The following is a 22,083-nucleotide window of genomic DNA, read 5'->3' as shown; positions in this document are numbered from 1 at the left end:
AGGGAACGCATGGGTGAGGAACACGCCGGTCGTGTCGCGCTGGTGACCGGGGGATCGAGCGGCATCGGCCGGGCCGCCGCGGAGTTGCTGGCCACGTCCGGCGCCGCGGTGGCGGTCAGTGCCCTGGACGCGGCGGGCACACACGAGACCGTCGAGGCGATCACCGCGGCCGGCGGCCGGGCGGTGCCGCTCGTCGCCGACGTCTGCGACCCCGCCGCGGTCGCCGAGGCGGTGCGGCGGACCGTGCACGCCTTCGGCGGCCTGGACGTCCTGGTGACGTCGGCGGGCATCCAGCGGTACGGCACCGTGGCCGACACCGACGACAAGACCTGGGACGAGGTGTTCGCGGTCAACGTCAAAGGGGTGTTCCTGGCCGCGCGCGCCGCGCTGCCGCACCTGCGGCGCAGCGCCGGGGGCGGCGCGGTGGTGGTGGTGTCCTCGGTGCAGGGACGCGCCACGCAGTCCAACGTCGCCGCGTACGCGGCGGCCAAGGGCGCGCTCAACGCGCTGGTGCGCTCCATGGCCGTGGACGAGGCCCCGAACGGGGTACGGGTCAACGCGGTCTGCCCCGGCTCCGTCGACACCCCGATGCTGCGGCGCTCGGCCGAACTGTTCACCGACGGCAGCGCGGGCGCGGTGACCCGGCTGCTCGACGACTGGGGCCGCGACCATCCGCTCGGCCGGATCGCGCGGCCGCGGGAGGTCGCCGAGGTGATCGCCTTCCTGGCCGGCGCCCGCGCCGCGTTCGTCACCGGCGTGGACGTGCCCGTGGACGGCGGGCTGCTGGCCAAGCTCGCCGTCGCCCTGCCGCGGGACACCGCCGGACCCGCCATGGGAGGCTGACCGTCATGGTGATGCGTATCGCTCTCGGGCACATAGACGCCTACGACGACCGGATCGGCACCTTCGCGCGCCAACTGGGCCTCGGCAGCCTCCAGTTCCACGCGCCGAAGGACCTGCCCGGCACCGACGGACATTGGAGCACGGCCGAACTCGCCGCCCTGCGCGGCCGCTGCGAGGAGGCGGGGCTGCGGATCGAGGGGCTGGAGAACGTGCCCGCCGCGCACTTCTTCAAGATCCAGCGCGGGCTGCCGGGCCGGGACGAGCAGATCGAGGGCTTCTGCCGGACCCTGCGCAACATGGCCGCGACCGGCTACGACCTGCTCGGCTACAACTGGCTGCCGACCTACGTGTGGCGCACCACGATGGACGCCCCCGGCCGCGGCGGCGCCGCCGTGACCGGCTTCGACCTCGACCTGGCCCCGGCCGGCAACGCCCTGGCCGGCTACAAGCTCACCCCCGAGGAGCCGATCACCGAGCCGATCACCGCCGAGCAGTCCTGGGCCCACCACCAGTACTTCCTGGACGCGGTCCTGCCGGTCGCCGAGGCCGAGGGCGTACGGCTCGCCCTGCACCCCGACGACCCGCCGGTCGACGAGCCGCTGGGCGGCGCGACCCGCATCTTCACCTCGCCCGCGGCGCTCGCCGAGGCGTGGCGGCGCAGCGGCGGCAGCCCCGCCTGGGGGCTGGACTTGTGTCTGGGCACCGTCTCGGAGATGGCCGGCCAGGCGGCCGCGGAGGAGATCATCCGCGCGATGGGCCCGGCCGGCAAGATCTTCTACGTCCACTTCCGGGATGTGCAGGGCACCGTCCCCCGCTTCGCCGAGTGCTTCCTCGGCGAGGGCAATCTGGACGTGCCCGGGGTCTTCGGCCTGCTGGACGAGGTCGGCTTCGACGGGTTCGTGATCGACGACCACGTCCCCGCCCTGGTCGGCGACCCCGGCACCTGGGCGGACACCTCCGCGGACGCGTACATCAGCCGCGGCCGGTCGTACGCGATCGGCTACCTCCAGGGGGTGCTGGACGCCGTCCGGCGGTGAGCCCGCGGGGACCGCGCCGGTCCGGGCGCCGGACCGCCCGGACCGACGGTCGGGTCATCCGGTGGTGACGGCGGCCCGGCCGTACGGCGTGAGGACCACGGGGCCGAGCAGGCCGTTGCCGGTGCGGGTCCGGCCGCTCGCGCCGGTGCCGGGGGCGACCCGGACGGCGTTGACCAGCGGGGTGGCGACATGCACGGTGAGGGTGTTGTCCCCGCTCCTCAGCGCGTTGCCGAGGTCGATCCGGGACGGGTCGGCGAAGTCCACCGGTGGCAGCGCCGTGCCGTTGACGGTGACCTCGGCGGTGTCGGTGACGCGGCCGAGGTCGAGGAAGGCGTGCCGGCCGCCGGTCCAACCCGGCGGCAGGGTCAGGTGGGTGGTGTAGTCGGCGGTGCCGGCGACGTCCTGGAGGTCGACGGGGTGGCCGGCCGCCTTGGTGACGGCGGTCCAGGCGGGCAGCGCGCCGGTGCCCGGGTCGGCGCTGACGGCGATCGGGCCGATCGTGGTGTGGGCGGTGTCGCCGGGCGCGCCGGTCCGGCCCGGGGTCCAACTGTCCACGGTCAGCTGCCAGTTCGCGAGGGTGCTGGCCGCCGGCACGTCGGTGATGGCGGTGCCGGCCGTACGGCCGTCGGACAGCGTGGTGCGGAACGTGCCCGGGCGGCTCGACTCGATCGCCAGGCCTCCGCCGGCGTCGAAGACCGCCCGGTCGGCGGTCGTGGCGGTGGCGGCGACCGGGCCGGGACCGGTGCCGAACTTCCCGGTGTCGGTGCTCACGGCGACCACCGTGGCGTCGTGGGCGCCGAGCCGCACGTCGAGCGTGACCGCGCCGCCGGACGCGGCGTACTGCGCGAGCGGGGTGACGGCCCCGGTCCACGTGTTCAGCGCGTAGGGCGTCCCCTTGCCGGTGAGGGTGAGGCGCTGGTCCACCGCCCGGGCCGAGTTGTTGTACAGGTAGTAGTACTGCGTGGCGCCGTCGTCGCGGCGGACGTCCAGGAGGGCGCCGCTGGTGGGGTCGCCGGTGTGCGCGGCGGCCGGGGTGATGCCCAGGCGCGCCAGCGCGCCGGGCACGGCCGCCTCCGCATCCACCCGCACCACATGGTGCCCGGCCGCCTTCGCGGTCGCGCCGTCCTCGCCGGCCAGGGCGTAGAGGGCGTTCCAGTCCGCCTGGACGCTCCGGTCGGCCGGGCCGGCGTCGTATCCGGGGGTGGCCATCGCCGCCGGCGCGGCCGGGCCGATGACGACCACGGGCAGGCCCGCCCGGGCGAGCGCGAGGATCTGGGTGGCGTCGGCGGCCTTCAGCGACCGGGGGTCGTCGAGGACCAGGGCGTGGTAGTCCGACGCCCCGGGGAAGAGCACGCCGTCGCGGTAGTCCTTCGACGCGTCGGTGAGGAAGGCGGAGTCCGCGTAGCCGTAGGTGTAGCCGGCCGCCGCCATTGCCGAGGTGTTCTTGACGACGCTCGCCGGGTCGTCGTACGCCTGACCCGCCAGGCCCACGTTCTGGTAGTAGACGCCGACGTCGTAACTGGGCCTGCCCTGGCGCAGCACCAGGGACATGCGGGCGATGTCGTCGTTGAGCGCCCGGGCGTCGCGCCACTGCGGCATCCGCGGGCCCCACGCCTCGGAGAAGCTGGTGTTGCCGCCGTAGCTGAAGCCGGGCCAGACCGACCCGGCGCCCGAGCCGGCCGGGGCGGTCGGGTAGGGCATGCCGTGCCAGACGATCTGGTTGTCGCCGCCGGCCATGTCGACGTAGACCTCGCTGGTCAGGTTCTGCGCGGCGGTGGTGGCCCAGACCTGCGTCTTGATCGCGCAGCACTCGCCGGACACGATGGTCGCGCCGGTGCGGTCGGCGCCCGCCGCGATGACCTTGAAGTCCTGGTCGGGGTTCTTGCCGTTGAACTCGAAGCCCTCGCCCTCGGGGATGCCGACGTGCGTGTCTGCCTCGGCGGCGTCGATCGGGGCGCCGTACGCCTGCGCCCTGACGGTCAGGCCGTTGGCCTCGGCCCAGCTCTCCAGCGCGGTCAGGTAGCGGTTGCCGTACAGGTCGCTGAAGGTCTGTTCGTAGTCCCTGACCATGCGGGCGCTCTGGCCGTCGCTGTAGGTGAACGCGACCGGGTGGCCGCTCACCCGGCGGGCGTCGAAGCCGGCCAGCGCGGGCAGCGCCTGGTCGACGGAGTAGCCGCGCGACTGCCGGAACCGGTCGGGGAAGTCCCAGGTCCAGGTGAGCTCGTCGGACAGCTCCAGCGAGTCCTCGAAGATCGCCGGGGTGCCGGCGGTGCGGGCGGTCCGCGCGATGGCGTCCTTGACCGCCGGGTCGGCGAGGATGTTCCGGTCCCAGAAGTCGGTGAGGGCGGTCGCGCCGTCCGCCGACAGGTGGTCCAGGACGTACGCGGAACCGGTCGGCGAGACGTTGGTCGCGGCCTGGCCGTCGGCGGTCTGGTAGAAGTCCAGCACCACCCACGGACGGCCGTTGCCCTGCGGGAACGTGTAGCTCAACCCGCCCCGGGCGTCGAGCTTCCCGGTGACGTCGGTCACCGAGGAGCGGTCCAGGGAGACCGGCGCGGTGGAGGCGTCGCAGGCAGTGGCACACTGCGCGACCTCGACCGCGACGAGTTCCTCCGCGGCGGTGTCCACCGCCCGCTCGCCGACGGCGTGCGCGGCTCCCACCGGGGTGACCGTGACGCCGGTGCCGGGTGCGACGATCCGCTCGCCCGCCGCGTGGGCGTGTGCCAGGGCGGTGGTGAAGGTGAGGTCCTGCCCGGCGTCGCTCACCGCGGCACCGGGCGGGTGCGCGGCGCCCAGCGCGGTGCGGACGGTGACCTGCCTGGTGGCCGGATCGACGGCCGACACCCGCGCGGACTCGACGGCGGCGCCCGGGTCCACGGTGAGGGTGTCGCCGGCCTCGATCCCGGCGACGGAGGACAGCACGAGCGTGGTCGCGCCGGCCGTGGTCGCGGCCGACAGCGTGGTGCTGCCGGCCGTGCCGCCCGCTGATCTGATCGTCGCGGTGTCCTGGTCGGCGCCCGACCCGATCGTCACGGTCACGCCCGCGACCAGATTGGTGTCGGTGGTCGCCGTCACCACCCTGGTCGCGCCCGCACCGGTGGCGCCGGCGAGGGTGGTGCACGGGGAGGAGGTGCCCACCTTCCGCACGGTCACCACGTCGGTCCCGGTGGCGGTAGCCGTCCCGGTGGCGCCGGCCGGGCCGAGCGCGATCCGGTCCCCGGCGGCGAGGTTCCGCGTCGAGTCGAGCAGGACCGTGCCGGCGCCCGCGGCGACCCGGCCGCACAGCGTCCTGATCACCGACGGCGGCGGCACGAGCGTGGCCGGCAGGGCGCCCGCCCGGGTGCTGCCGGGCGCGTCGAACTCCCGCCCGTAGAGGACCTGCTGGGCCACCTGCGGCTGGTTGAGGCCGGCGACGCTCGGCACGGTCGGCGGCCACCTCGGGCCGGCGGCGAGGTCCAGGATCAGCCCGTCCTTCGCCGCCTCCGTCTCCATCACCTGCACCCGGTGCGACCACAGGGCGGTGCCGTAGCCGTACGTCGACAGGTACGGCTCGCTGCTGTGCAGGGTGCTTCCGGGGGCGTTGGGGGCCGGGAAGGCCGTCACCTCCGCGCCGCCGGCGCCGGCCGCGGCGATCTGCCCGAGCTGGGACCGCAGTTCGGCGTCCGACTCGTCGGCGACCGGCAGCCACCAGCGGTACTTCGGCCGGTCCACCGCCGGCGGGTTCGCGAACGAGGCTGCGGTGAGCACGGGGTTGGGCTCCTTCACCCGGGGCGCGGCACCGGCCGTGGCGGCGCCCTCGCCCGTAACCGTGGCCGTGGCCGTGGCCGTGCTCGCCGTCGTCGCGGAGGCGAGCAGCGCGGCCGCCATGGCCAGTGCCGCCCAGGAACCGCGCCGGGTCCGGTGCCCGCTGCCTCGTGGTCTGGTCACTGCGCCTCCGGACGTGTGGACGCGATCCGGACCGACCGACGTCAGAACGCCCTTTGTATCCGGCGGATTCGCGGGAGAAAAGCACGACACGTCCGTGTTCGTGGTGAGATGTCGGTGGGTGGCCGCCGTCCACCTGACCGGCCGTCACGGCGGCGCCGCGCGGGGCGGGTGGCCACGCCGACCGCGTGCGGGACCGAGGCGCGGAGTGTGGGAAGCGAGGGCGCGTGGGCACGGGGGTGAACTGCGGTGGTGGGTCGGGGCTCGATCGGCCGCTGTCGAGTGGTGAGCGAGGGTGCGCGGGGCGTGTTCGACACTGTGGGCGCCGACGTGGGCGTACGGGCCGGCGGCGCCGCTCGACTCGGCGGGCGGCATGATCCATGGGATACTCGGATCAGCGCACGGACGAGGCGCACGCCAACGGTGTGCCGCGGTGCGTGCCGGTGATGGGGCTCACCAAAACCGCGGCTCTCCGCCGCTGACGGTCCCTGGTCGATGCATCGATCAGGAGGCGCCGTGCCCGTATCCGTACTTCCCCCGCCGATGGCGACGCGCCGCAGCGCCCGTCGTGCTCCGGTCCCGCAGCCGCGCCCTTCCCCGGCCGGGCGGGCACGCCACCGCCCGTACGCCCTCGGTCGCCCCCCGTACCTGGCCGCGGCGCGCGCCCGTGAGCGGTCCAGACCGCCGGTCCTGACCATCGGAGGGGTCCGACCACCGGACGAGGAGGACGTCGTGGAATTCGATGTGACCGTGGAGATCCCGCAGGGTTCGCGGAACAAGTACGAGATGGACCACGAGAAGCACCGCATCCGGCTGGACCGGACGCTGTTCACCGCCACCCGCTATCCGGCCGACTACGGCTACATCGACGGAACGCTGGGCCGGGACGGCGACCCGCTGGACGCGCTCGTGATCGTCGGCGAGCCCACGTATCCGGGGTGCGTCATCAACTGCCGTGCGGTCTGCGTGTTCAGGATGAGCGACGAGAGGGGCCCGGACGAGAAGGTGCTGTGCGTGCCCGCCCGCGACCCGCGGTACGCGCACCTGCAGGACATCGGCGACGTACCGCGGTACGACCTGCTGGAGATCACCCACTTCTTCGAGGTCTACAAGGACCTCGAACCCGGCAAGTCCGTCGAGGGCTCGCACTGGGACGGCAAGGACGCGGCGTACGCCGAGATCGACGCGTCCCGCGAGCGCGCCGCCCACGCCCGGGCCCGGACCTGACCGCCGCGGACCGATCGGCCCGACGACGCCCTGCGCCCCGAGAACGGACCAGCCATGACTTTGCGCATCTCCGAGTTGCACGCGGTCGAGATCCTGGACTCGCGGGCTCGCCCGACGCTCGCGGTGACCCTGGCCACCGCGGACGGGACGCGGGTGCGGGCGGGGGTGTCCTCGGGTGCTTCCACCGGCAGCCGTGAGGCGGTGGAGTTGCGTGACGGTGATCCGGCGCGGTTCGGTGGGCAGGGCGTGTCGAGGGCGGTGGCGCAGGTCAACGGTGAGATCGCGGAGGCGCTGGCCGGGCGGGACTTCGGGGCGGCCGCCGACGTCGACGCCGCGCTGATCGACCTGGACGGGACGCCGACCAAGTCGCGGTTGGGTGCCAACGCGATCATCGGTGTCTCGATGGCGGCGGCTCGTGCGGAGGCCGCGGCGCGGGGTGCGGAGTTGTGGGAGTCGCTGTCGGCGGTGGCTCACACGCCGCCCCGGCTTCCGGTGCCGCACTTCAACGTCGTCAACGGCGGCGCCCATGCGGCGAACGCCCTGGATTTCCAGGAGTTCATGCTCGCCCCGCTCGGCGCGCCCAGCCTCGCCGAGGCGGTACGGGCCGGCGCCGAGGTGTATGGCCGGCTCAAGGCGCGGCCGGCCATGCGACCGGGCTCGGTGACGAGGGCGGTTTCGCGCCCGCCATCGACAGCCCGGAGGAGGTGCTGGGCCTGCTGGTCGAGGCGATCGAGGACGCCGGGTACACGGCGGGCCGGGAGGGTGTGGCGATCGCCCTGGACCCGGCGGCGAGCGAGTTCTGGCACGAGGACCACTATGTGGTGGCCGGAGAGCGGCTCTCCTCCGATGAGTTGATCGACCGGTACGAGGAGGTCGTCGGGCGGTTCCCGGTCCGGAGCATCGAGGACGGGCTCGCCGAGGGGGACTGGGACGGCTGGGTCCGGCTGACGGCGCGGCTGGGCGAGAAGGTCCAGATCATGGGCGACGACATCTTCGTCACCAACCCGGCGATCATCACCGAGGCGATCGACCGGAAGGTCGGCAACTCCGCGCTGATCAAGGTCAACCAGATCGGCACCGTCACCGAGACCCTGGAGGCGATGCGGATCTGCCGTGACGCGGGCTACACCCGGATGGTCTCGCACCGCTCGGGGGAGACGGAGGACACGTTCATCGCCGATCTCGTGGTGGGTACGGGTGCCGGTCAGCTCAAGTCGGGTGCGCCGGCGAGGGGTGAGCGGGTGGCGAAGTACAACCGGCTGCTCGAACTCGCCGACATCCAGCCGGAGTTGCCGTACGGCCTGGCCTGAGCCGGAATCCGTGGGGGGCGGGGACCTGCGGGGTCCGGCGGCTTCCGGAGCAGCCGGCGATGTTCGAGCCGATCCCGCTGGACTCGTTCGAGATCCTTGCGGGCGTGGCAGTCTCCACGGGTGAGGCGATCCCCGCGGTGTGACGGCCCGCGGCCGGCCGAACCGGCCCCGGGGGTACGGCCGGAGGGACCGTCGGCGGGGCGACCGCGGATCGTCGGCGGGCCGGCTACGCCGCGCGGCCGGCCGCCTCGGCGAGGTGGCCGGCTACGATCCGGGCCCCGGACTCGCCCAGCAGCAGCGAGTAGTGGTTCTCGTCGGGCACGAAACACACGTCCACGCCCTCGCCGGCCAGCCCGCTGGAGGCGATCACCTCCGGCGGGTACAGGCCCACCGGCTCGTCCCGCAACCCGCGCTCGGCCCACAACAAGGTGGCGGGGAGGGTCAGTTCGTGGATCGCGGCGAAGACCTCGGGGTTGCGTAGTTGGTCCCTGCCGTCCTCCCGGACCGCCGCCGCCCGGCACGCCGAGCGCAGGTGCGGCTCCTCGCCGGTCAGGTCGCGCTCCAGGTACCGGGCCAGCGGCGGCCCGCCGAGCCGGTCGAAGGCCGGATGCCCGGCCCAGAACCGGTGGTAGGCCGCCCGGTCGGCGAACTCCATGTCCAGCCTGGCCATCGCCGGGCCGAGCACCGCGTGCAGCATCGCGTCGACGTCCGCCCCCTCCGGCACCGGGACGCCCAACCCGCCGTCCACGAGGACCAGTTCGCTGTAGCGCCCCGGGTCGCGGCGGGCCGCGGCGCACGCGGCGAACCCGCCCATCGAGTGGCCGGCCAGCACCGCCCGCCCGATCCCGAAGCGGTCGAGCACCGCCACCAGGTCCTCGGCGTGCCGCGCCATGCCGTACGGGCCCGGCACGTCCCGGCTGTGCCCGCGCCCGCGCAGGTCGGGGGCGATCACCTCCACGTCGCCGAGCGCCTCGGCGACCAGCGCCCAGGACAGCCCGTTGCCGGAGATGCCGTGTGCGGCGAGCACGACGCCCGCGCCCGGCCGGCCCGGCCATCGCCGTACCGCCAGCCGCCCGCCCGCCACCTCGACAGCCGTGTCCTCCCACGCCCGCATGCGCGACACCCGCTTCCCGCCGTCCGATACGGCCCGAGCAGGATCAGGATAAGGACCGCGGGGCCGCACGTCATGGGCGCGGCGCACACCGCGCGCACGCCCCCCACGCGCCGGACGGCCGTATCCGGCGGGCCGGGGCATCCAGGGGCGGGTGCTCAGGGGCGGGCGCCCTGCTCCAGCCGGGTGCGGAGGGTGGCGGCGAACTCCTCGGCCCGGGCCAACTGGACCCGCAGGTCCTGGATCTTCGTCGCGGCGGTCTGCTCGTACGCCCTGACGCGTTCGAGCAGGGCTTCGCGCTCGGCGGCGGAGGGGGCCGGGGTGTCCAGGCGGTCGGTGGCCGCCAGCAGGTCGCGCATCTCCTCCAGGGTGAAGCCGAGCGGCTTCATCCGGCGGATGACCATCAGGCGGGCGACGTCGGCTTCGGTGTAGAGGCGGAAGCCGCCCTGGGACCGGGCGGAGGGGGTGACCAGGCCGGTCTCCTCGTAGTGCCGGATGGTCCGCAGGGACAGCTCGGTCCGTTCGGCCACCTCGCCGATCTGCATGTGCCTGCTGTCCACGACCGTGGTCCCGGCCCCTTCTCTTCCTTGGGTTCTCTTCCCTGGCACGTCACGCCGACGTCACGTCTTGCGAGCCGATCGCCAGCCATCTCTACCCTAACGTTAGGGTAGAGTTGCCGACGGTGAGGGCGGCCCGCGCCGCTCCCCACCAGTGTGCGGGCTTCCGTGCCCGCGCGCTGCCATGTCGGGGCCGACGACGCCCCCGCCGAACCCGCGAGCAGGAGAGACGAGGCGTGCGCATGTCCCAGCCGCTCGCTGCCGCCTGCTGTCCGCCGTGAGGCCATGAGGCCGCCCGCGCGCTGAGCCGGTCGGCCTCCGTACGCCCGGCCCGACGCCGGGCACCCCCTCGTCCCCCGCGGCCCCCTCGCCGCATGCCGGCCCGCTGCCGAACTCCCCCCGGCCGCACGCCACTTCCCCGACCTCCGCCCGCCCCGACGGGCGATCCGCGCACCGCCGCCTCGGCCCCGCGCGTCCTCCTCGCGCGGCCGCGACCGGCCGCGCCCGAGCCCGACAGGCACCCGGTCTTGCTGACATCGCCGTCGCCCCTCCCGCCGCCTCCGCCCTCGCCTTCGAACGTGCCCGTGCGCCCGCGCGGCCTGCCCCGGCCGCCCTGGCTGTCCCCGAACGTCTTCCGGGTGGAGGTGCTGGCCGGCCTGGTGGTCGGACTGGCGCTGATCCCCGAGGCGATCTCGTTCTCCGTGATCGCCGGTGTGGACCCCAAGGTCGGGCTCTTCGCGGCCTGCACGATGGCGATGGTCATCGCGTTCGTCGGCGGGCGGCCGGCGATGATCTCCGCCTCCACCGGCGCCGTCGCGCTGGTCGTGGCACCGGTCGTCCGCCACCACGGGCTCGGCTACCTCATCGCGACGGTGATCCTGGCCGGCGTCTTCCAGATCGTGCTGGGCTCGCTCGGGGTGGCCAAGCTGATGCGGTTCGTGCCGCGTTCGGTGATGGTGGGCTTCGTCAACGCGCTGGGCATCCTGCTGTTCACCGCACAGATCCCCAACCTCCATGACGTGCCCTGGGCGGTGTATCCGCTGGTCGTCGCGGGGCTGGCGATGATGGTGTTCTTCCCGCGCCTGACGAAGGCGGTGCCCGCGCCGCTGGTGTCCATCGTGATCCTGACGGTGGTCACGGTGGCGGCGGGGATCTCGGTGCCGACGGTCGGCGACAAGGGCAGGCTGCCGTCGTCGCTGCCTGCGCCGGGGCTGCCGGACGTACCGTTCGACCCGCACACGCTGACCGTGATCGCGCCCTACGCGCTGGCGATGGCACTGGTCGGCCTGATGGAGACGCTGATGACCGCCAAGCTCGTGGACGACATCACCGACACCCCCTCCAACAAGACCCGCGAGTCCATCGGGCAGGGCGTCGCCAACATCGTCACCGGGCTCTTCGGCGGTATGGGCGGCTGCGCGATGATCGGCCAGACCATGATCAACGTCAAGAACGGCGCCCGGACCCGGCTGTCCACGTTCCTGGCGGGGTTCTTCCTGCTGATCCTGTGCATCGTCCTCGGGCCGGTGGTCTCCCGCATCCCGATGGCCGCGCTGGTCGCGGTGATGGTGCTGGTGTCGGTCGGCACCTTCGACTGGCACTCCGTCAGGCCCGCCACGCTGAAGCGGATGCCGATCGGCGAGACCACCGTGATGGTCGTCACCGTCGCCGTGGTCGTGGCCACCGGCAACCTGTCGATCGGTGTCGTGGTCGGCACGGTCCTCGCCATGGTGATCTTCGCCCGCCGGGTCGCCCGACTCACCGACGTCACCGCGGTCGTCGACCCCGACGGGGCGAGCGTCGTCTACGCCGTCACCGGCCAGCTCTTCTTCGCCTCCGCCAACGACCTGGTGGCCCGGTTCGACTACGCCGGCGACCCCGACCGGGTCGTCATCGACCTCAGCGGTGCCCGCGTCTGGGACGCCTCCTCCGTCGCGGCCCTGGACGCGATCACCACCAGGTACGCGGGCCGCGGCAAGGCCGTGGAGATCGTCGGGCTCGACGAGCACAGCGCCCGGATGCACGGCGACCTCAGCGGCGCGCTCACCGGCGGCCACTGATCCCCTCCCGCCGCGCCGGCGGGGAGACGTGTACGGCCGACCGGGTCGCGACCGCCGGCCTGCCGCAACCGGGGGCGGCCGGGGTGCGTTGTACACAGAGCGGGGGCGGAGGCCGCCGGGGCAGGTGTGGTTGCGGAGGAGTGGGAGACCGATGGGACGAGTGCGCCGGCGTGAGCGGGGAACGGCAACGGCCGCGACCGGCAGCGGTGGTCGTGGCGCGGCGCGTGCCGTGGCCGCCTGCCTTGCCGTGATGGCCGCGGGCGCGGTGCTGGGGGCGCCCGGCACCGCACGCGCGGCGTCCACCGCCACGGTGCCGGGCTCGGTCTCCCCGGCGGTGCCCGCCGCGACTCTCGTCGGGACCGCGCCCGCCGCCCAGGCGATGACCGTCCAGGTGTGGCTGGCGCCTGACCTGGCGGGCGCCGAGGCGTTCGCGGACGCGGTCGCCACGCCGGGCAACGCCGAGTACCGGCACTACCTGGCGCCGAGCGCCTACACCGCGCGGTTCGCCCCCTCGGCCGCACGCGCCGAGGCGGTCGCGTCGTGGCTGACCGCCAAGGGGCTGAAGGCCGTTCACGTCGACGGCGGCCGTGACTACGTCTCGGCGACCGGGCCGGTGTCCGCGGTCCAGTCGGCGTTCCGGGTGCGGATCGGCCGGTACCGGGCGAAGGACGCGGCGGGCGGTGGCACGGAGTTCCAGTCCAACGACCGCGAGGTGTCGGTGCCGGCCGCGCTCGCGCCCGACGTGCTGGGCGTGACCGGGCTCGGCGACGGCTCCGCGGGAGGACGCGGCACCGCTCAGTCGGCCCCGACGGTTCCGACGGCTCCGACGGTATCGAACTCCCCGAACTCCTCGAAGCCGGCGACGTGTTCCCGCTCCTGGGCGCAGCACGTGCACAGCTTCCACCCGGCCTACCGGGGGCTGACCAAGGCGTCGCTCCCGATCTGCGGCTACTCCGCCGCCCAGTTGCGCGCGGCCTACGGGGCGACGTGGACGGCCACCGGGAAGGGCCAGACCGTCGCCCTCACCGAGGAGACACCGCCGACCGCGATGTTCCAGACGCTGACGGACTACGCGAAGAGCAACCGTCTGCCGCTGCCGACGCGCTCCCAGTTCAGGCAGGTCACCGCCGGCAGCGCCTGCGCGTCGCCGACCCGGGCGCGCGACGCGGCGGACGGGCCCGCCGTCGACGACGAGGCGGAGATGGACTCCGAGGCGGTCTACGCGATGGCGCCCGGCGCCGACCAGTTGATGGTCGTGGGCCAGGGCTGCGACGAGGACCAGGCGCTGCTCGACGCCGCGCTCGCGGTACTGAACGGGAAGGGCGACCGTCCGCAAGCCTCCCTCGTGTCCAACTCGTGGCAGATCCCGCTGGGAGAGGTGCCGGCGAAGACCGTGCACGCGATCGACGTACGGGCCGCCGCCGAGGGGGTCGGCATGTACTTCGCGTCCGGTGACACCACCGGCCTGACGGTCACCGACTCCGACCCGTACGCGGTCGCGGTCGGCGGCACCACCGTCGGCCTCGGGCCGGCCGGGAACCGGGTGTTCGAGACCGGCTGGTCCGACGACTACGGCTACCTGGACGGCGGCAAGTGGAACGACGTCGGCATCAGCGGCGGCGGCGGAGGCACCAGCGGTGTGTACCGGCAACCCGGCTACCAGAAGGGCGTCGTGCCCGCGTCGATGGCGCGGGTCCGCGTCGGCAAGCACACGGTCACCGGCCGGGCGGTGCCCGACATCGCGGCCGACGCCGACCCCGACACCGGCATGCTGACCGGCTACATCGACACGGTCAGCCACGGCAAGCCGGGGCGGTACCACACGATGCCGAACGCCGGCACCAGCCTGGCGTGCCCGCTGATCGCCGGGCTGGTCGCCGACGCGCAGCAGGGCCGCGAGCCCTTCGGCTTCATCAACCCGCTGCTCTACCGCCTGGCCGGCAGCCGCGCCCTCCACGACGTCCTGCCGATCCGCCCCTCGGCGCCGCAGCAGGACCGGAGCGCCTGGATCGCGGCCGACGGCGCCGGGACCAGCCCGGGCATCGACGTCTTCGACGCCCAGGACCCCGCCCAGACCCAGCAGGTCACCGCCAAGGGCTACGACACGATGACAGGCGTCGGCACCCCGAACGGCCCCGCCTTCCTCACCGCCCTGCGCCACGCCCCCCGCTGACCGTCCCCCCGACGCGCACCCGCTGGACCCGCGCGCCGGCGCACTTCTCCACCAGAGGTCGTGCCCGAGGGGTCGCCGAGATGCCTGCCGGCGCGGTCGTCACGCCGGGTCCGGGCCGCCCGGGGGCGGGAGGGGACCGGCGGGGGAGACGGGGATGGCGGCGGGGGAGACGGGTTCGGTGGTGATCGGTCGTTCCGTCGACGTGGGTGCGGGGTGGAGGGGGCCGCGGGCGAGGAGGTAGAGGAAGAGGGCGGCCATGACGGCGACGCCCGCCCACATGGCCCGCTGCCAGCCGTCGACGAAGGACTGCTGGGCCGCGTCGACCAGTTCGTGGGCGTGGGGGCCGGCGCCGTTCGCGGCCTCGACCGCGTTGGCGACGCCTTCGCGCGCGGTGGCGGCGGAGCCGGAGGGTATGCCGTCGAGCCGCCCGTCGATGGCATGGCGGTAGCCGGCGGACAGCAGCGCGCCGAGGAGCGCGACGCCGAGCGCGGTGCCGAACTCCCGGGTGACGTCGTTGAGCGCGGAGGCCACGCCCTGGCGCTCCCGCGGAAGCGCGCTGGTGATGGCCTCCGTCGAGGGCGTCATCGACAGTCCCATGCCGATCCCCATCGCGAGCATGCCGGGCAGCACCGACAGGTAGCCGCCGCTGACGGAGACGAGCGCCGCCATCAGGGCCAGCCCGGCGCCGGCCAGGAAGACGCCGGCCGCCATGGTGGACCGGCCGCCGATCCGCGCGGCGAGTTTGGGCGCGAGGCCGGACGTGAGCATCATGAGCACCGCCATGGGCATGAGCGCCACCGTGGACAGCAGCCCGGACCAGCCCAACACGGCCTGGAAGAACGGGAAGAGGACCACGAAGATGCCCGCCTGCACGCCGAAGACCGCGAGCAGCGTGATCGATCCGCCGGCCGGCCCGCGCGCGCGGAAGAGGCGTACGTCCAGCAACGCTGCGTCGCGAAGGCGCAGTTGCCACGCCACGAACCCGGCGGCGGCGACCACCCCGACGGTGAGGGCGAGCAGCGTCGCGGGAGCGGTCCAGCCGTGTTCGGGACCGTCCTGCAGGACGAAGATGAGGCCGACCACCGCGACGATCGAGGTCAGCGCGCCGACGGTGTCGAAGCCGTGCCCCGACCGCTCACGGGAGTGGGGAACGAACCGCAGCGCCATCACGAACGCCACGACGACGAGCACGACCGGCAGGACGAACAGCCAGCGCCAACTCGCCAGGTCCACCAGGGCGGCGGACAGGAACATGCCGACGATGCCGCCGCCTCCGGCGACCCCGGTCCACACGCCGATCGCCCGGCCGCGCTCCTCCGGCGGGAAGGTGGAGGTGATGACGGCGAGCGTGATGGGCATGATGATCGCCGCGCCCACCCCGCTGAGCACCCGCGCGGCGAGCATCACCTCCGTCGACGGGGCGAGCCCGGCCGCCGCGCTGGCCGCACCGAAGACGGCCAGACCGGTCAGCAGCATCGGTTTGCGGCCCACCCGGTCGCCGAGCGAGCCGAGCGGCAGGAGCAGCGCGGCCAGGGTGAGCGTGTAGATGTTGATGATCCACAGGATGGTGCTCTGCGAGGCGCCGAACGCGACCGCGAGGTCCGGCTGGGCCACGTTGAGCCCGGACACCGACGCGATCACGGCCATCAACGCGACGCAGACGGCCACCAGGATCGTGCGACGCCGGCGGGCGTCCGGCACGCGCTCGCCGGTCGCGCCGACCGGATCAACGGCGCCCACCTGGGGGAGCGGGTTCGTACTCAAGGGGTCCTCCGGACAGCGCGAAACGGGCAGCGGACAGCGGAAAGAGGCATGCGGACAGCGGCGCGCGGCGGTCGCCGGGCGCCAGGGCGGGTGTCGTGAACAGGCCCGCGGGGCACGTTCGTCCGCGGATACCCGCGCGTGCGGGAGTGCGGGCCCGCGGCTACGTCGCGCCGCGGGTGACGGGTCTACGGGCCTACGGGATCGGGGAGTTGCGCGGCCGCTGGGCGTGCACCGGCGTCAGGCGGCGTCAGGCGGGCGTCGGCGGATTTCAGGCGGCGCTGTCGTCGCGCCGCACCGCCGCGAGCGCCGCCTCGGTGTCGGCCGCGGCCAGGTCGGCGTTGATATGGGCGCCGGCCAGCGCACCGGCCGCCGCCGAGGCGCCGACCTGGGCGGTGAGGTCGGTGGCGTTGCCGGCCACCCACACCCCGGGCACGTCGGTGACGCCGGCCGGGCCGGCGGAGAAGCGGCGGCCCATTCCGCCGGGGAAGTCCTCCATCGGAAGGCCGAGCCCCTCCAGCCCGTCGGTGCGGGCGAGCATGCGGGTCACGACCGCGAGGACCCGGCGGTCCACGAGCTGCCCGTCGGCCAGGCGCACGCCCGCGATGCCGCCCTCCCGGTCGGTGACGACCCGTTCCAGCGGGGCATCGACGATCCGGATGCCGCGGGCGGCGAAGCGCGCTCGGGTGTCGCCGTCGGGTTCGGTGCCGCGGCTGAAGTAGACGAGGTCGTCGGTCAACTGGCGGAAGAGCAGGGCGTGGTGGACCGAGGCGGGGCCCACGGCCAGCACCCCGATGGACTCGTCGCGCACCTCCCAGCCGTGGCAGTACGGACAGTGCACCACGCCGTGGCCCCAGTGCTCGGCGAGCCCGCGCACGTCGGGCAGGACATCGCGCAGCCCGGTGGCGACGAGCAGGCGTCGCGCGGTCAGGGCGCCGCCGTCGGCGAGGGTGACGGTGAAGCGAGGGTCGTTCCCCTCGGCGGAAGCGGAGGCTGAAGGGGTCGAAGCGGAGGCGGGTGCGGCCGAGGCCACCTCACCGGCCACGACCAGGCCGCCGTAGCTGCGTACCTCCTCGCGCCCCCTTCGCAGCAGTTCGGCCGGCGCGGTGCCCTCCAGGCCGAGCAGGCCGTGCACGGCGTCGGCGGGTGCGTTGCGCGGGGTGCCGCTGTCGACCACGACGACCGAGCGGCGGGAGCGGGCGAGCATCAGCGCGCCGTTCAGCCCCGCGGCGCCGCCGCCGATCACCACGGCGTCGACCGTCCCGCCCGGCAGCTGGTCGGTCTCCCACCCGGAAGCGGTCACAGCCATGGCGTCGTCCCTTTCCCTCTGGCCGGCCGCGGCTGTTCCGGGCCGTACGCGTACTCACGACGATAGGCACGCCTTGCGAGAGGGGCATAGGATCTTGCCTATGGCGCAAGACGATGGCGAGCTGGAAAGCCTGGTACGCAAACGGATCAGGGCCCTGCGGGTGGCGCAGGGCTGGTCCCTGGAGGAACTGGCCGGCCGGGCCAAGGTCAGCCAGTCCACGCTCAGCCGGATCGAGAACGGCCAGCGCCGGCTGGCGCTCGACCAGCTCGTCACCCTCGCGCGGGCGCTGGACACCTCCCTGGACCAGCTCGTCGAGACCGCCACCGACGACGTCATCACCAGCCCGACGATCGACGCGGCCCACGGGCTGATGCGCTGGCCGATGAAGGCGTACCCGGGCATGAGCGTGCTGCGGCAGCGCATGACGAACCCGCCGCCCGACAACCCGGCCCGCATGCGCGCCCATCCGGGCCGCGAGTGGCTCGTGGTCCTGTCCGGCACCGCGGTCCTGCTGCTCGGCAACCGGCGCATCCGCGTGGAGGCGAACCAGTCCGCGGAGTTCCCCACGATGCTGCCGCACGCGATCGGCGCCGAGGGCGGGCCCTGCGAGATCCTGGGCATCTTCGACCGCGACGCGCGCCGCGGCCATCAGCGTGGCGAGGACGCCTGAGCCGGTACCCCGGGCCTCTTGCGCGTCCGGCAGCCCATCCGGCCATCGTCTTGCGCACCCCGGGAACCGTGGTGCCGCGTCGGCGCGGTCCTCCTAGCGTGGCCGTATGACCGACGCTTCCCCGCACCAGGCGCACCAGGCGCACCAGGCGCACCAGGCGCACCAGGCGCACCAGGCTCGCCAAGCAGACCCGGCGCACCCGGCGCTCCACGGCGCGCACCCCCTTCCCCCGCACACCCCCGACTCCGAGGGCCAGGCGGAGCTGCTCGACCTGGACGCGGAGGTGCTCGCCGAGCACACCGCGGCCATCACCGCGTGGCTGCCGGTCGACGTCGAGCCGCGCCACATCGTGGACCTGGGCTGCGGCACCGGGGCCGGCACCTTCGCCCTGCTCGCGCGCTTCCCCGCGGCGGAACTGACCGCCGTGGACGCCTCCGCGGGCCACCTGGAGCGGTTGCGGGAGAAGGCCGAGGCGCTCGGGGTCGCCGACCGGGTGCGCACGGTGGCGGCCGACCTCGACGGGGAGTGGCCCGACCTCGGCCGGCCCGAGCTGGTGTGGGCGTCGGCGTCGCTGCACCACCTGGCCGACCCCGACCGCACGCTGCGCGCGGTCCGTGAACTGCTCGCGCCCGGTGGCCTGTTCGCCGTCGTCGAACTGGCCGGCTTCCCGCGCTTCCTGCCCGCCGACGCGCCGCGGGAGCGGCCCGGCCTGGAGGACCGCTGCCACGCCGCCCTCGCCCGCCACCACACCGAGCACGTGCCGCACCGCGGCGCCGACTGGGGCCCCAGGCTGGCCGCCGCCGGGTTCGCCGCCGCGGGCGAGCGGACGGTCAGCGTGCGCGTCGACGCCTCCCGTGACGACGCCGTCGGCCGCTACGCGCTCAGCAGCCTCGAGCGTCTGCGCGCCGGCGCCGCCTCCGCCCTTCCCGCCGAGGACCTCCGCGCGCTCGACCAACTGCTCGACACCGGCGGCCCCTTCAGCATCCTGCGCCGCGACGATCTCGCGGTCCGCACCGAACGCGCCGTATGGGCCGCCCGCCGCGCCTGACCCGAGGGCAGGACCGCCGGCGGACGTGTTACCCGGACGTTAGGTCGCGGCGGGAACAGTGGACGGGCAAGCAGCCCGCCTGCTGGAAGAAGCTGCCATGACGAGGACGAGTGGTGCGCTCAGCCGTCCGGACGGCCGGCACCGTGCCCGGGCCCTGCCGCCGCTGCGACGGCCGCTGCGAGGACCGTTACGTCCCGGCGCCGTGCACAGCACCGAGTACGGCACGGCGTACGCGTCGGCCGCCCGCGCGCGGTCCCGGCGGGCGGCCGACTCCGCGGCCGGGCGCTGACCGGTGCGCACCGCGAGGGACGGCGTCCTGGGCGCCAGGATCTCGATCGCGGCCCCGGACGCCGCCGACTTCGGCACCTTCCACCGCGCGACCGGGGCCGCCTTCGCCTTGCTGCACCGCGTCGAGGAGGCCATCTGCGCTCCCCGGCAGGGCAGTTCGGTCCGCCTGATCTGCGAGGGACTGCTCGGCGCCGCCGACCTCGACGGCCACCTCGGCGGCCAGGAGAGCCACGAGGCGCGGGAGCTGTGCGAGACCCTGCGGGCCGTCGGGGAGCGCGCTTCAGCCGCCTGGGACGGCGGAGGCCGCGCCGGACGCGGCCGGGACGGACGCGGGCCCGTACACACGGGACAGGACGGCGGAGCTCCGCGGTTCGATCCGCGCGAAGCGGTCAAGTGCTGGGCGGCGGAACGCGCGAGCGCGCTGCTGGCCGCCCGCGGACTGACCCGGCACGTCCTGAACGCGGGCGGCGACCTGCGGCTGCGATCCGATGCCGGCGCCGCCTGGCGGGTGCGGCTGGCCCACCCGCGCGTGACGGGCGGGCTGCTCGCCACGCTGGAGATCCACGAAGGAGCGGTCGCCACCTGCCAGGCCGCCGAGCGCGCCGCGTACGTCCGCACCCCCGCGACCGGACCAGGTGCCACCGACCTCACCCAGGTCACCGTGACCGGCCCCGACCTGGCCCGGGCCGACCTCCATGCCGCGGCCGCGATGGCGCAGCCGACCACGGCGCGCGCCCGCGCCTGGCTCGACCGTCTCGCCGCCGCCACCCCGTACCAGGCGCTGAGTGTCGACACCCGGGGCCGTATCCACGCCACCTCCGGGCTGGCCGGCCTGATCCGCCTGGAAGGGGAGCCGGCGGCCGGGGAAGGCGGCCAGAGGACAGGATGAGGCCATGCGTATCCTGATAGTCGAGGACGAGCAGCGGCTGGCCGCCGTCATAGCCGAAGGGCTGCGGGACCAGGGCATGGCGGTGGACGTCAGCCACGACGGCGACGACGCGCTGACCAAGGTCGAGATCAACGGCGGCTACGACGTCCTCATCCTCGACCGCGACCTGCCCGGCCGGTCCGGCGACGAGGTCTGCGCGGAACTCGCGGGCCGGGCCGAACCGCCGATGATCCTCATGCTCACCGCCCTGTCGGGCATCGACGACCGCGTCGACGGGCTGACCCTCGGCGCCGACGACTACCTGGGCAAGCCCTTCTCCTTCGCCGAACTCACCCTGCGCGTACGGGCCTTGGGCCGGCGCAAGGGATCGCACGGAGTGACCCTGGTCTGCGGTGACCTGACCATGGACACGTTGCGGCGGACCGTGGTGCGCGGCGGCCGGCCGGTGCCCCTCACCGCCAAGGAGTTCACCGTGCTGCGGCTGCTGCTGGCCGCGGACGGGGCGGTGCTCAGCCATGAACAGCTCCTGGAGCGGGCCTGGGACGAGAACGCGGACCCGTTCACCAACACCGTGCGGGTGACCGTCAACCGGCTCCGGCGCAAGCTCGGCCCGCCCGACCTGATCGACACCCTCGTGGGCGCCGGCTACCGGATCGCCCGGTGAACGCGCCCGGCCCCACGGCCGGACTGCTGCGTCGTACGGTGCGCCGGCTGCGTCGGCCGTCGCTGACCATTCGCACGCGCCTCACCCTCACCTACGCCGCCTTGTTCACGGTCGGCGGCAGTGCCCTGGTGCTGGCCATGACCACCGCGCTGTACCACGAGATCTTCCGCCCGCTGCCCGCCTCCAAATTACCCAGCAGCCTGGACCCCGACCACGACAACTTCGTGGGCCTGTCCGACCAGATCCGTGACGCGGCGGCGTCGCGCCTTCTGGTCATCGCGCTGCTGCTGCTGACGGTCGTCGTGGCGCTGTCCACCCTGGTGGGCTGGTGGGTCGCGGGCCGGCTGCTGCGGCCGATCGCCGAGATCACCGCCGCCGCGCGCAAGGCCACCGACGCGACCCTGCACGTACGGCTGCGCCTGTCCGGGCCGTCCGACGAACTCAGGGAACTCGGCGACACGTTCGACGAGATGCTCGAACGCCTCGACCACGCCTTCGGCGCCCAACGCCGGTTCGTCGCCAACGCCAGCCATGAACTGCGCACACCGCTGGCGCTGACCCGGGCGGCCGTCGAGGTCACCCTCGCCAAACCCGTCGTCACCGAGGCGCAGTGGCGCACCATGGCGGCCGACGTCGCGGACGCCACCGGCAGCGCCCAGCGGCTGATCGCCGCGCTGCTGGTACTCGCCCGCTCCGAGCGCGGCGCCACCGACCTGGTCGAGGACGACCTCGCCGACGTCGCGGCGGAAGCGCTCGACCAGGTGGCCGGCCGGGTCCGGGCGCAGGGCCTGTGCCTGGAGACCGACCTCGTCTCCACCCCGCTGCTCGCCAACATCGCGCTGCTGGGCATCGCGGTCTCCAACCTGCTGGAGAACGCGGTCCGTTACAACAGCGACGGCGGCCTGTTGCGGGTCACCGCCGCCCCGACCGGCGACGGCGCGGCGCGGCTCACCGTGGTCAACGACGGGCCCGCCCTGCGACCCGACCACGTGGAGGAGCTGTTCGAGCCGTTCAACCGCGGCGACCGCACCCGACGCCGCAGCGGCCCGCGCGACCTTCCGGACGGCACGGGCCTGGGCCTGTCCATCGTGCGGGCCGTCGCCCGCGCCCACAGCGGCAGCGCCACGGCGACGGCCCGCACGGAGGGCGGCCTGAGCGTGACCTTGCGACTCCCCGCGGACGCCGGCCGCGACACTCCGCCCTGACAGGCAC

General features: G+C 74.4%; 16 protein-coding genes and 1 pseudogene. 12 read left to right on the top strand and 5 right to left on the bottom strand.

The window, feature by feature from the left end; all coding sequences use genetic code 11:
* Positions 1-9 precede the first annotated feature (9 nt).
* Both OG370_RS04000 and OG370_RS03995 read left to right on the top strand, forming a co-directional pair.
* Complete coding sequence (locus OG370_RS04000; protein ID WP_328460638.1) at positions 10-843, top strand: SDR family NAD(P)-dependent oxidoreductase; 834 nt, start codon at positions 10-12, stop codon at positions 841-843.
* An 11-nt stretch (positions 844-854) separates the two neighbouring features.
* Entirely contained in the window at positions 855-1,880 is a 1,026-nt protein-coding gene (locus OG370_RS03995) for a mannonate dehydratase (RefSeq protein WP_328460636.1), read from the top strand.
* A 54-nt stretch (positions 1,881-1,934) separates the two neighbouring features.
* Here OG370_RS03995 and OG370_RS03990 read toward each other — a convergent pair whose 3' ends face one another.
* Complete coding sequence (locus OG370_RS03990; protein ID WP_328460634.1) at positions 1,935-5,807, bottom strand: glycosyl hydrolase; 3,873 nt, start codon at positions 5,805-5,807, stop codon at positions 1,935-1,937.
* Between the two features lie 729 nt (positions 5,808-6,536).
* On the opposite strand from OG370_RS03990, the gene OG370_RS03985 reads away from it, so the two are divergent.
* Together OG370_RS03985 and eno are read left to right on the top strand one after the other, a co-directional pair.
* The gene (locus OG370_RS03985) at positions 6,537-7,031 is read left to right on the top strand and encodes an inorganic diphosphatase (protein WP_328460632.1); all 495 of its coding nucleotides are present in this window, start codon (positions 6,537-6,539) and stop codon (positions 7,029-7,031) included.
* A gap of 54 nt (positions 7,032-7,085) precedes the next feature.
* Positions 7,086-8,341, top strand: a pseudogene (gene eno, locus OG370_RS03980) (phosphopyruvate hydratase).
* 226 nt (positions 8,342-8,567) lie between these two features.
* Here eno and OG370_RS03975 read toward each other — a convergent pair.
* Positions 8,568-9,455: an alpha/beta fold hydrolase gene (locus tag OG370_RS03975; protein WP_328460630.1), complete on the bottom strand. Its 888-nt coding sequence runs from the start codon at positions 9,453-9,455 to the stop codon at positions 8,568-8,570.
* A 155-nt stretch (positions 9,456-9,610) separates the two neighbouring features.
* Positions 9,611-10,012 (bottom strand): MerR family transcriptional regulator, encoded by a 402-nt coding sequence (locus OG370_RS03970; RefSeq protein ID WP_328460628.1) that lies wholly within the window; start codon positions 10,010-10,012, stop codon positions 9,611-9,613.
* 575 nt (positions 10,013-10,587) lie between these two features.
* On the opposite strand from OG370_RS03970, the gene OG370_RS03965 reads away from it, so the two are divergent.
* Positions 10,588-12,069: a SulP family inorganic anion transporter gene (locus tag OG370_RS03965; protein ID WP_328460626.1), complete on the top strand. Its 1,482-nt coding sequence runs from the start codon at positions 10,588-10,590 to the stop codon at positions 12,067-12,069.
* A 151-nt stretch (positions 12,070-12,220) separates the two neighbouring features.
* A complete protein-coding gene (locus OG370_RS03960; protein ID WP_328460624.1) occupies positions 12,221-14,242 on the top strand; it encodes a S53 family peptidase in 2,022 nt (673 codons plus the stop codon).
* Between the two features lie 99 nt (positions 14,243-14,341).
* On the opposite strand, the gene OG370_RS03955 is transcribed toward OG370_RS03960, so the two are convergent.
* Positions 14,342-16,006: an MFS transporter gene (locus tag OG370_RS03955; protein WP_443060611.1), complete on the bottom strand. Its 1,665-nt coding sequence runs from the start codon at positions 16,004-16,006 to the stop codon at positions 14,342-14,344.
* Positions 16,007-16,274: 268 nt separating this feature from the next.
* The gene (locus OG370_RS03950; protein WP_328460622.1) at positions 16,275-17,312 is read right to left on the bottom strand and encodes an NAD(P)/FAD-dependent oxidoreductase; all 1,038 of its coding nucleotides are present in this window, start codon (positions 17,310-17,312) and stop codon (positions 16,275-16,277) included.
* A 100-nt stretch (positions 17,313-17,412) separates the two neighbouring features.
* On the opposite strand from OG370_RS03950, the gene OG370_RS03945 reads away from it, so the two are divergent.
* From OG370_RS03945 to OG370_RS03920, 6 genes are all read left to right on the top strand, one after another.
* Entirely contained in the window at positions 17,413-17,982 is a 570-nt protein-coding gene (locus tag OG370_RS03945; protein ID WP_328460620.1) for a helix-turn-helix domain-containing protein, read from the top strand.
* Between the two features lie 106 nt (positions 17,983-18,088).
* A complete protein-coding gene (locus OG370_RS03940; protein WP_328460618.1) occupies positions 18,089-19,030 on the top strand; it encodes a class I SAM-dependent methyltransferase in 942 nt (313 codons plus the stop codon).
* 97 nt (positions 19,031-19,127) lie between these two features.
* Entirely contained in the window at positions 19,128-19,319 is a 192-nt protein-coding gene (locus OG370_RS03935) for a hypothetical protein (protein WP_328460616.1), read from the top strand.
* 3 nt (positions 19,320-19,322) lie between these two features.
* A complete protein-coding gene (locus OG370_RS03930) occupies positions 19,323-20,207 on the top strand; it encodes an FAD:protein FMN transferase (protein WP_328460614.1) in 885 nt (294 codons plus the stop codon).
* Positions 20,208-20,211: 4 nt separating this feature from the next.
* Positions 20,212-20,871, top strand: coding sequence for a response regulator transcription factor (locus tag OG370_RS03925; protein WP_328460612.1), 660 nt, complete (start codon positions 20,212-20,214; stop codon positions 20,869-20,871).
* Entirely contained in the window at positions 20,868-22,076 is a 1,209-nt protein-coding gene (locus tag OG370_RS03920) for a sensor histidine kinase (protein ID WP_328460610.1), read from the top strand. The genes OG370_RS03925 and OG370_RS03920 overlap by 4 nt, the downstream gene beginning before the upstream one ends.
* Positions 22,077-22,083 lie beyond the last annotated feature (7 nt).

This window comes from Streptomyces sp. NBC_00448 (genome assembly GCF_036014115.1).
GTDB lineage: Bacteria > Actinomycetota > Actinomycetes > Streptomycetales > Streptomycetaceae > Actinacidiphila.
Note: the sequence above shows the minus strand (reverse complement) of the source record. Positions and strands in the feature narration are given on the sequence as shown.

What these genes read in the sequence shown, in the direction of transcription:
- OG370_RS03925 (WP_328460612.1), top strand. Translation starts at nt 20,212, where the DNA reads ATGCGTATCCTGATAGTCGAGGACGAGCAGCGGCTGGCCGCCGTCATA.
- OG370_RS03975 (WP_328460630.1), bottom strand. Translation starts at nt 9,455, where the DNA reads ATGCGGGCGTGGGAGGACACGGCTGTCGAGGTGGCGGGCGGGCGGCTG.
- OG370_RS04000 (WP_328460638.1), top strand. Translation starts at nt 10, where the DNA reads ATGGGTGAGGAACACGCCGGTCGTGTCGCGCTGGTGACCGGGGGATCG.
- OG370_RS03950 (WP_328460622.1), bottom strand. Translation starts at nt 17,312, where the DNA reads ATGGCTGTGACCGCTTCCGGGTGGGAGACCGACCAGCTGCCGGGCGGG.
- OG370_RS03995 (WP_328460636.1), top strand. Translation starts at nt 855, where the DNA reads ATGCGTATCGCTCTCGGGCACATAGACGCCTACGACGACCGGATCGGC.
- OG370_RS03945 (WP_328460620.1), top strand. Translation starts at nt 17,413, where the DNA reads ATGGCGCAAGACGATGGCGAGCTGGAAAGCCTGGTACGCAAACGGATC.
- OG370_RS03935 (WP_328460616.1), top strand. Translation starts at nt 19,128, where the DNA reads ATGACGAGGACGAGTGGTGCGCTCAGCCGTCCGGACGGCCGGCACCGT.
- OG370_RS03940 (WP_328460618.1), top strand. Translation starts at nt 18,089, where the DNA reads ATGACCGACGCTTCCCCGCACCAGGCGCACCAGGCGCACCAGGCGCAC.
- OG370_RS03960 (WP_328460624.1), top strand. Translation starts at nt 12,221, where the DNA reads ATGGGACGAGTGCGCCGGCGTGAGCGGGGAACGGCAACGGCCGCGACC.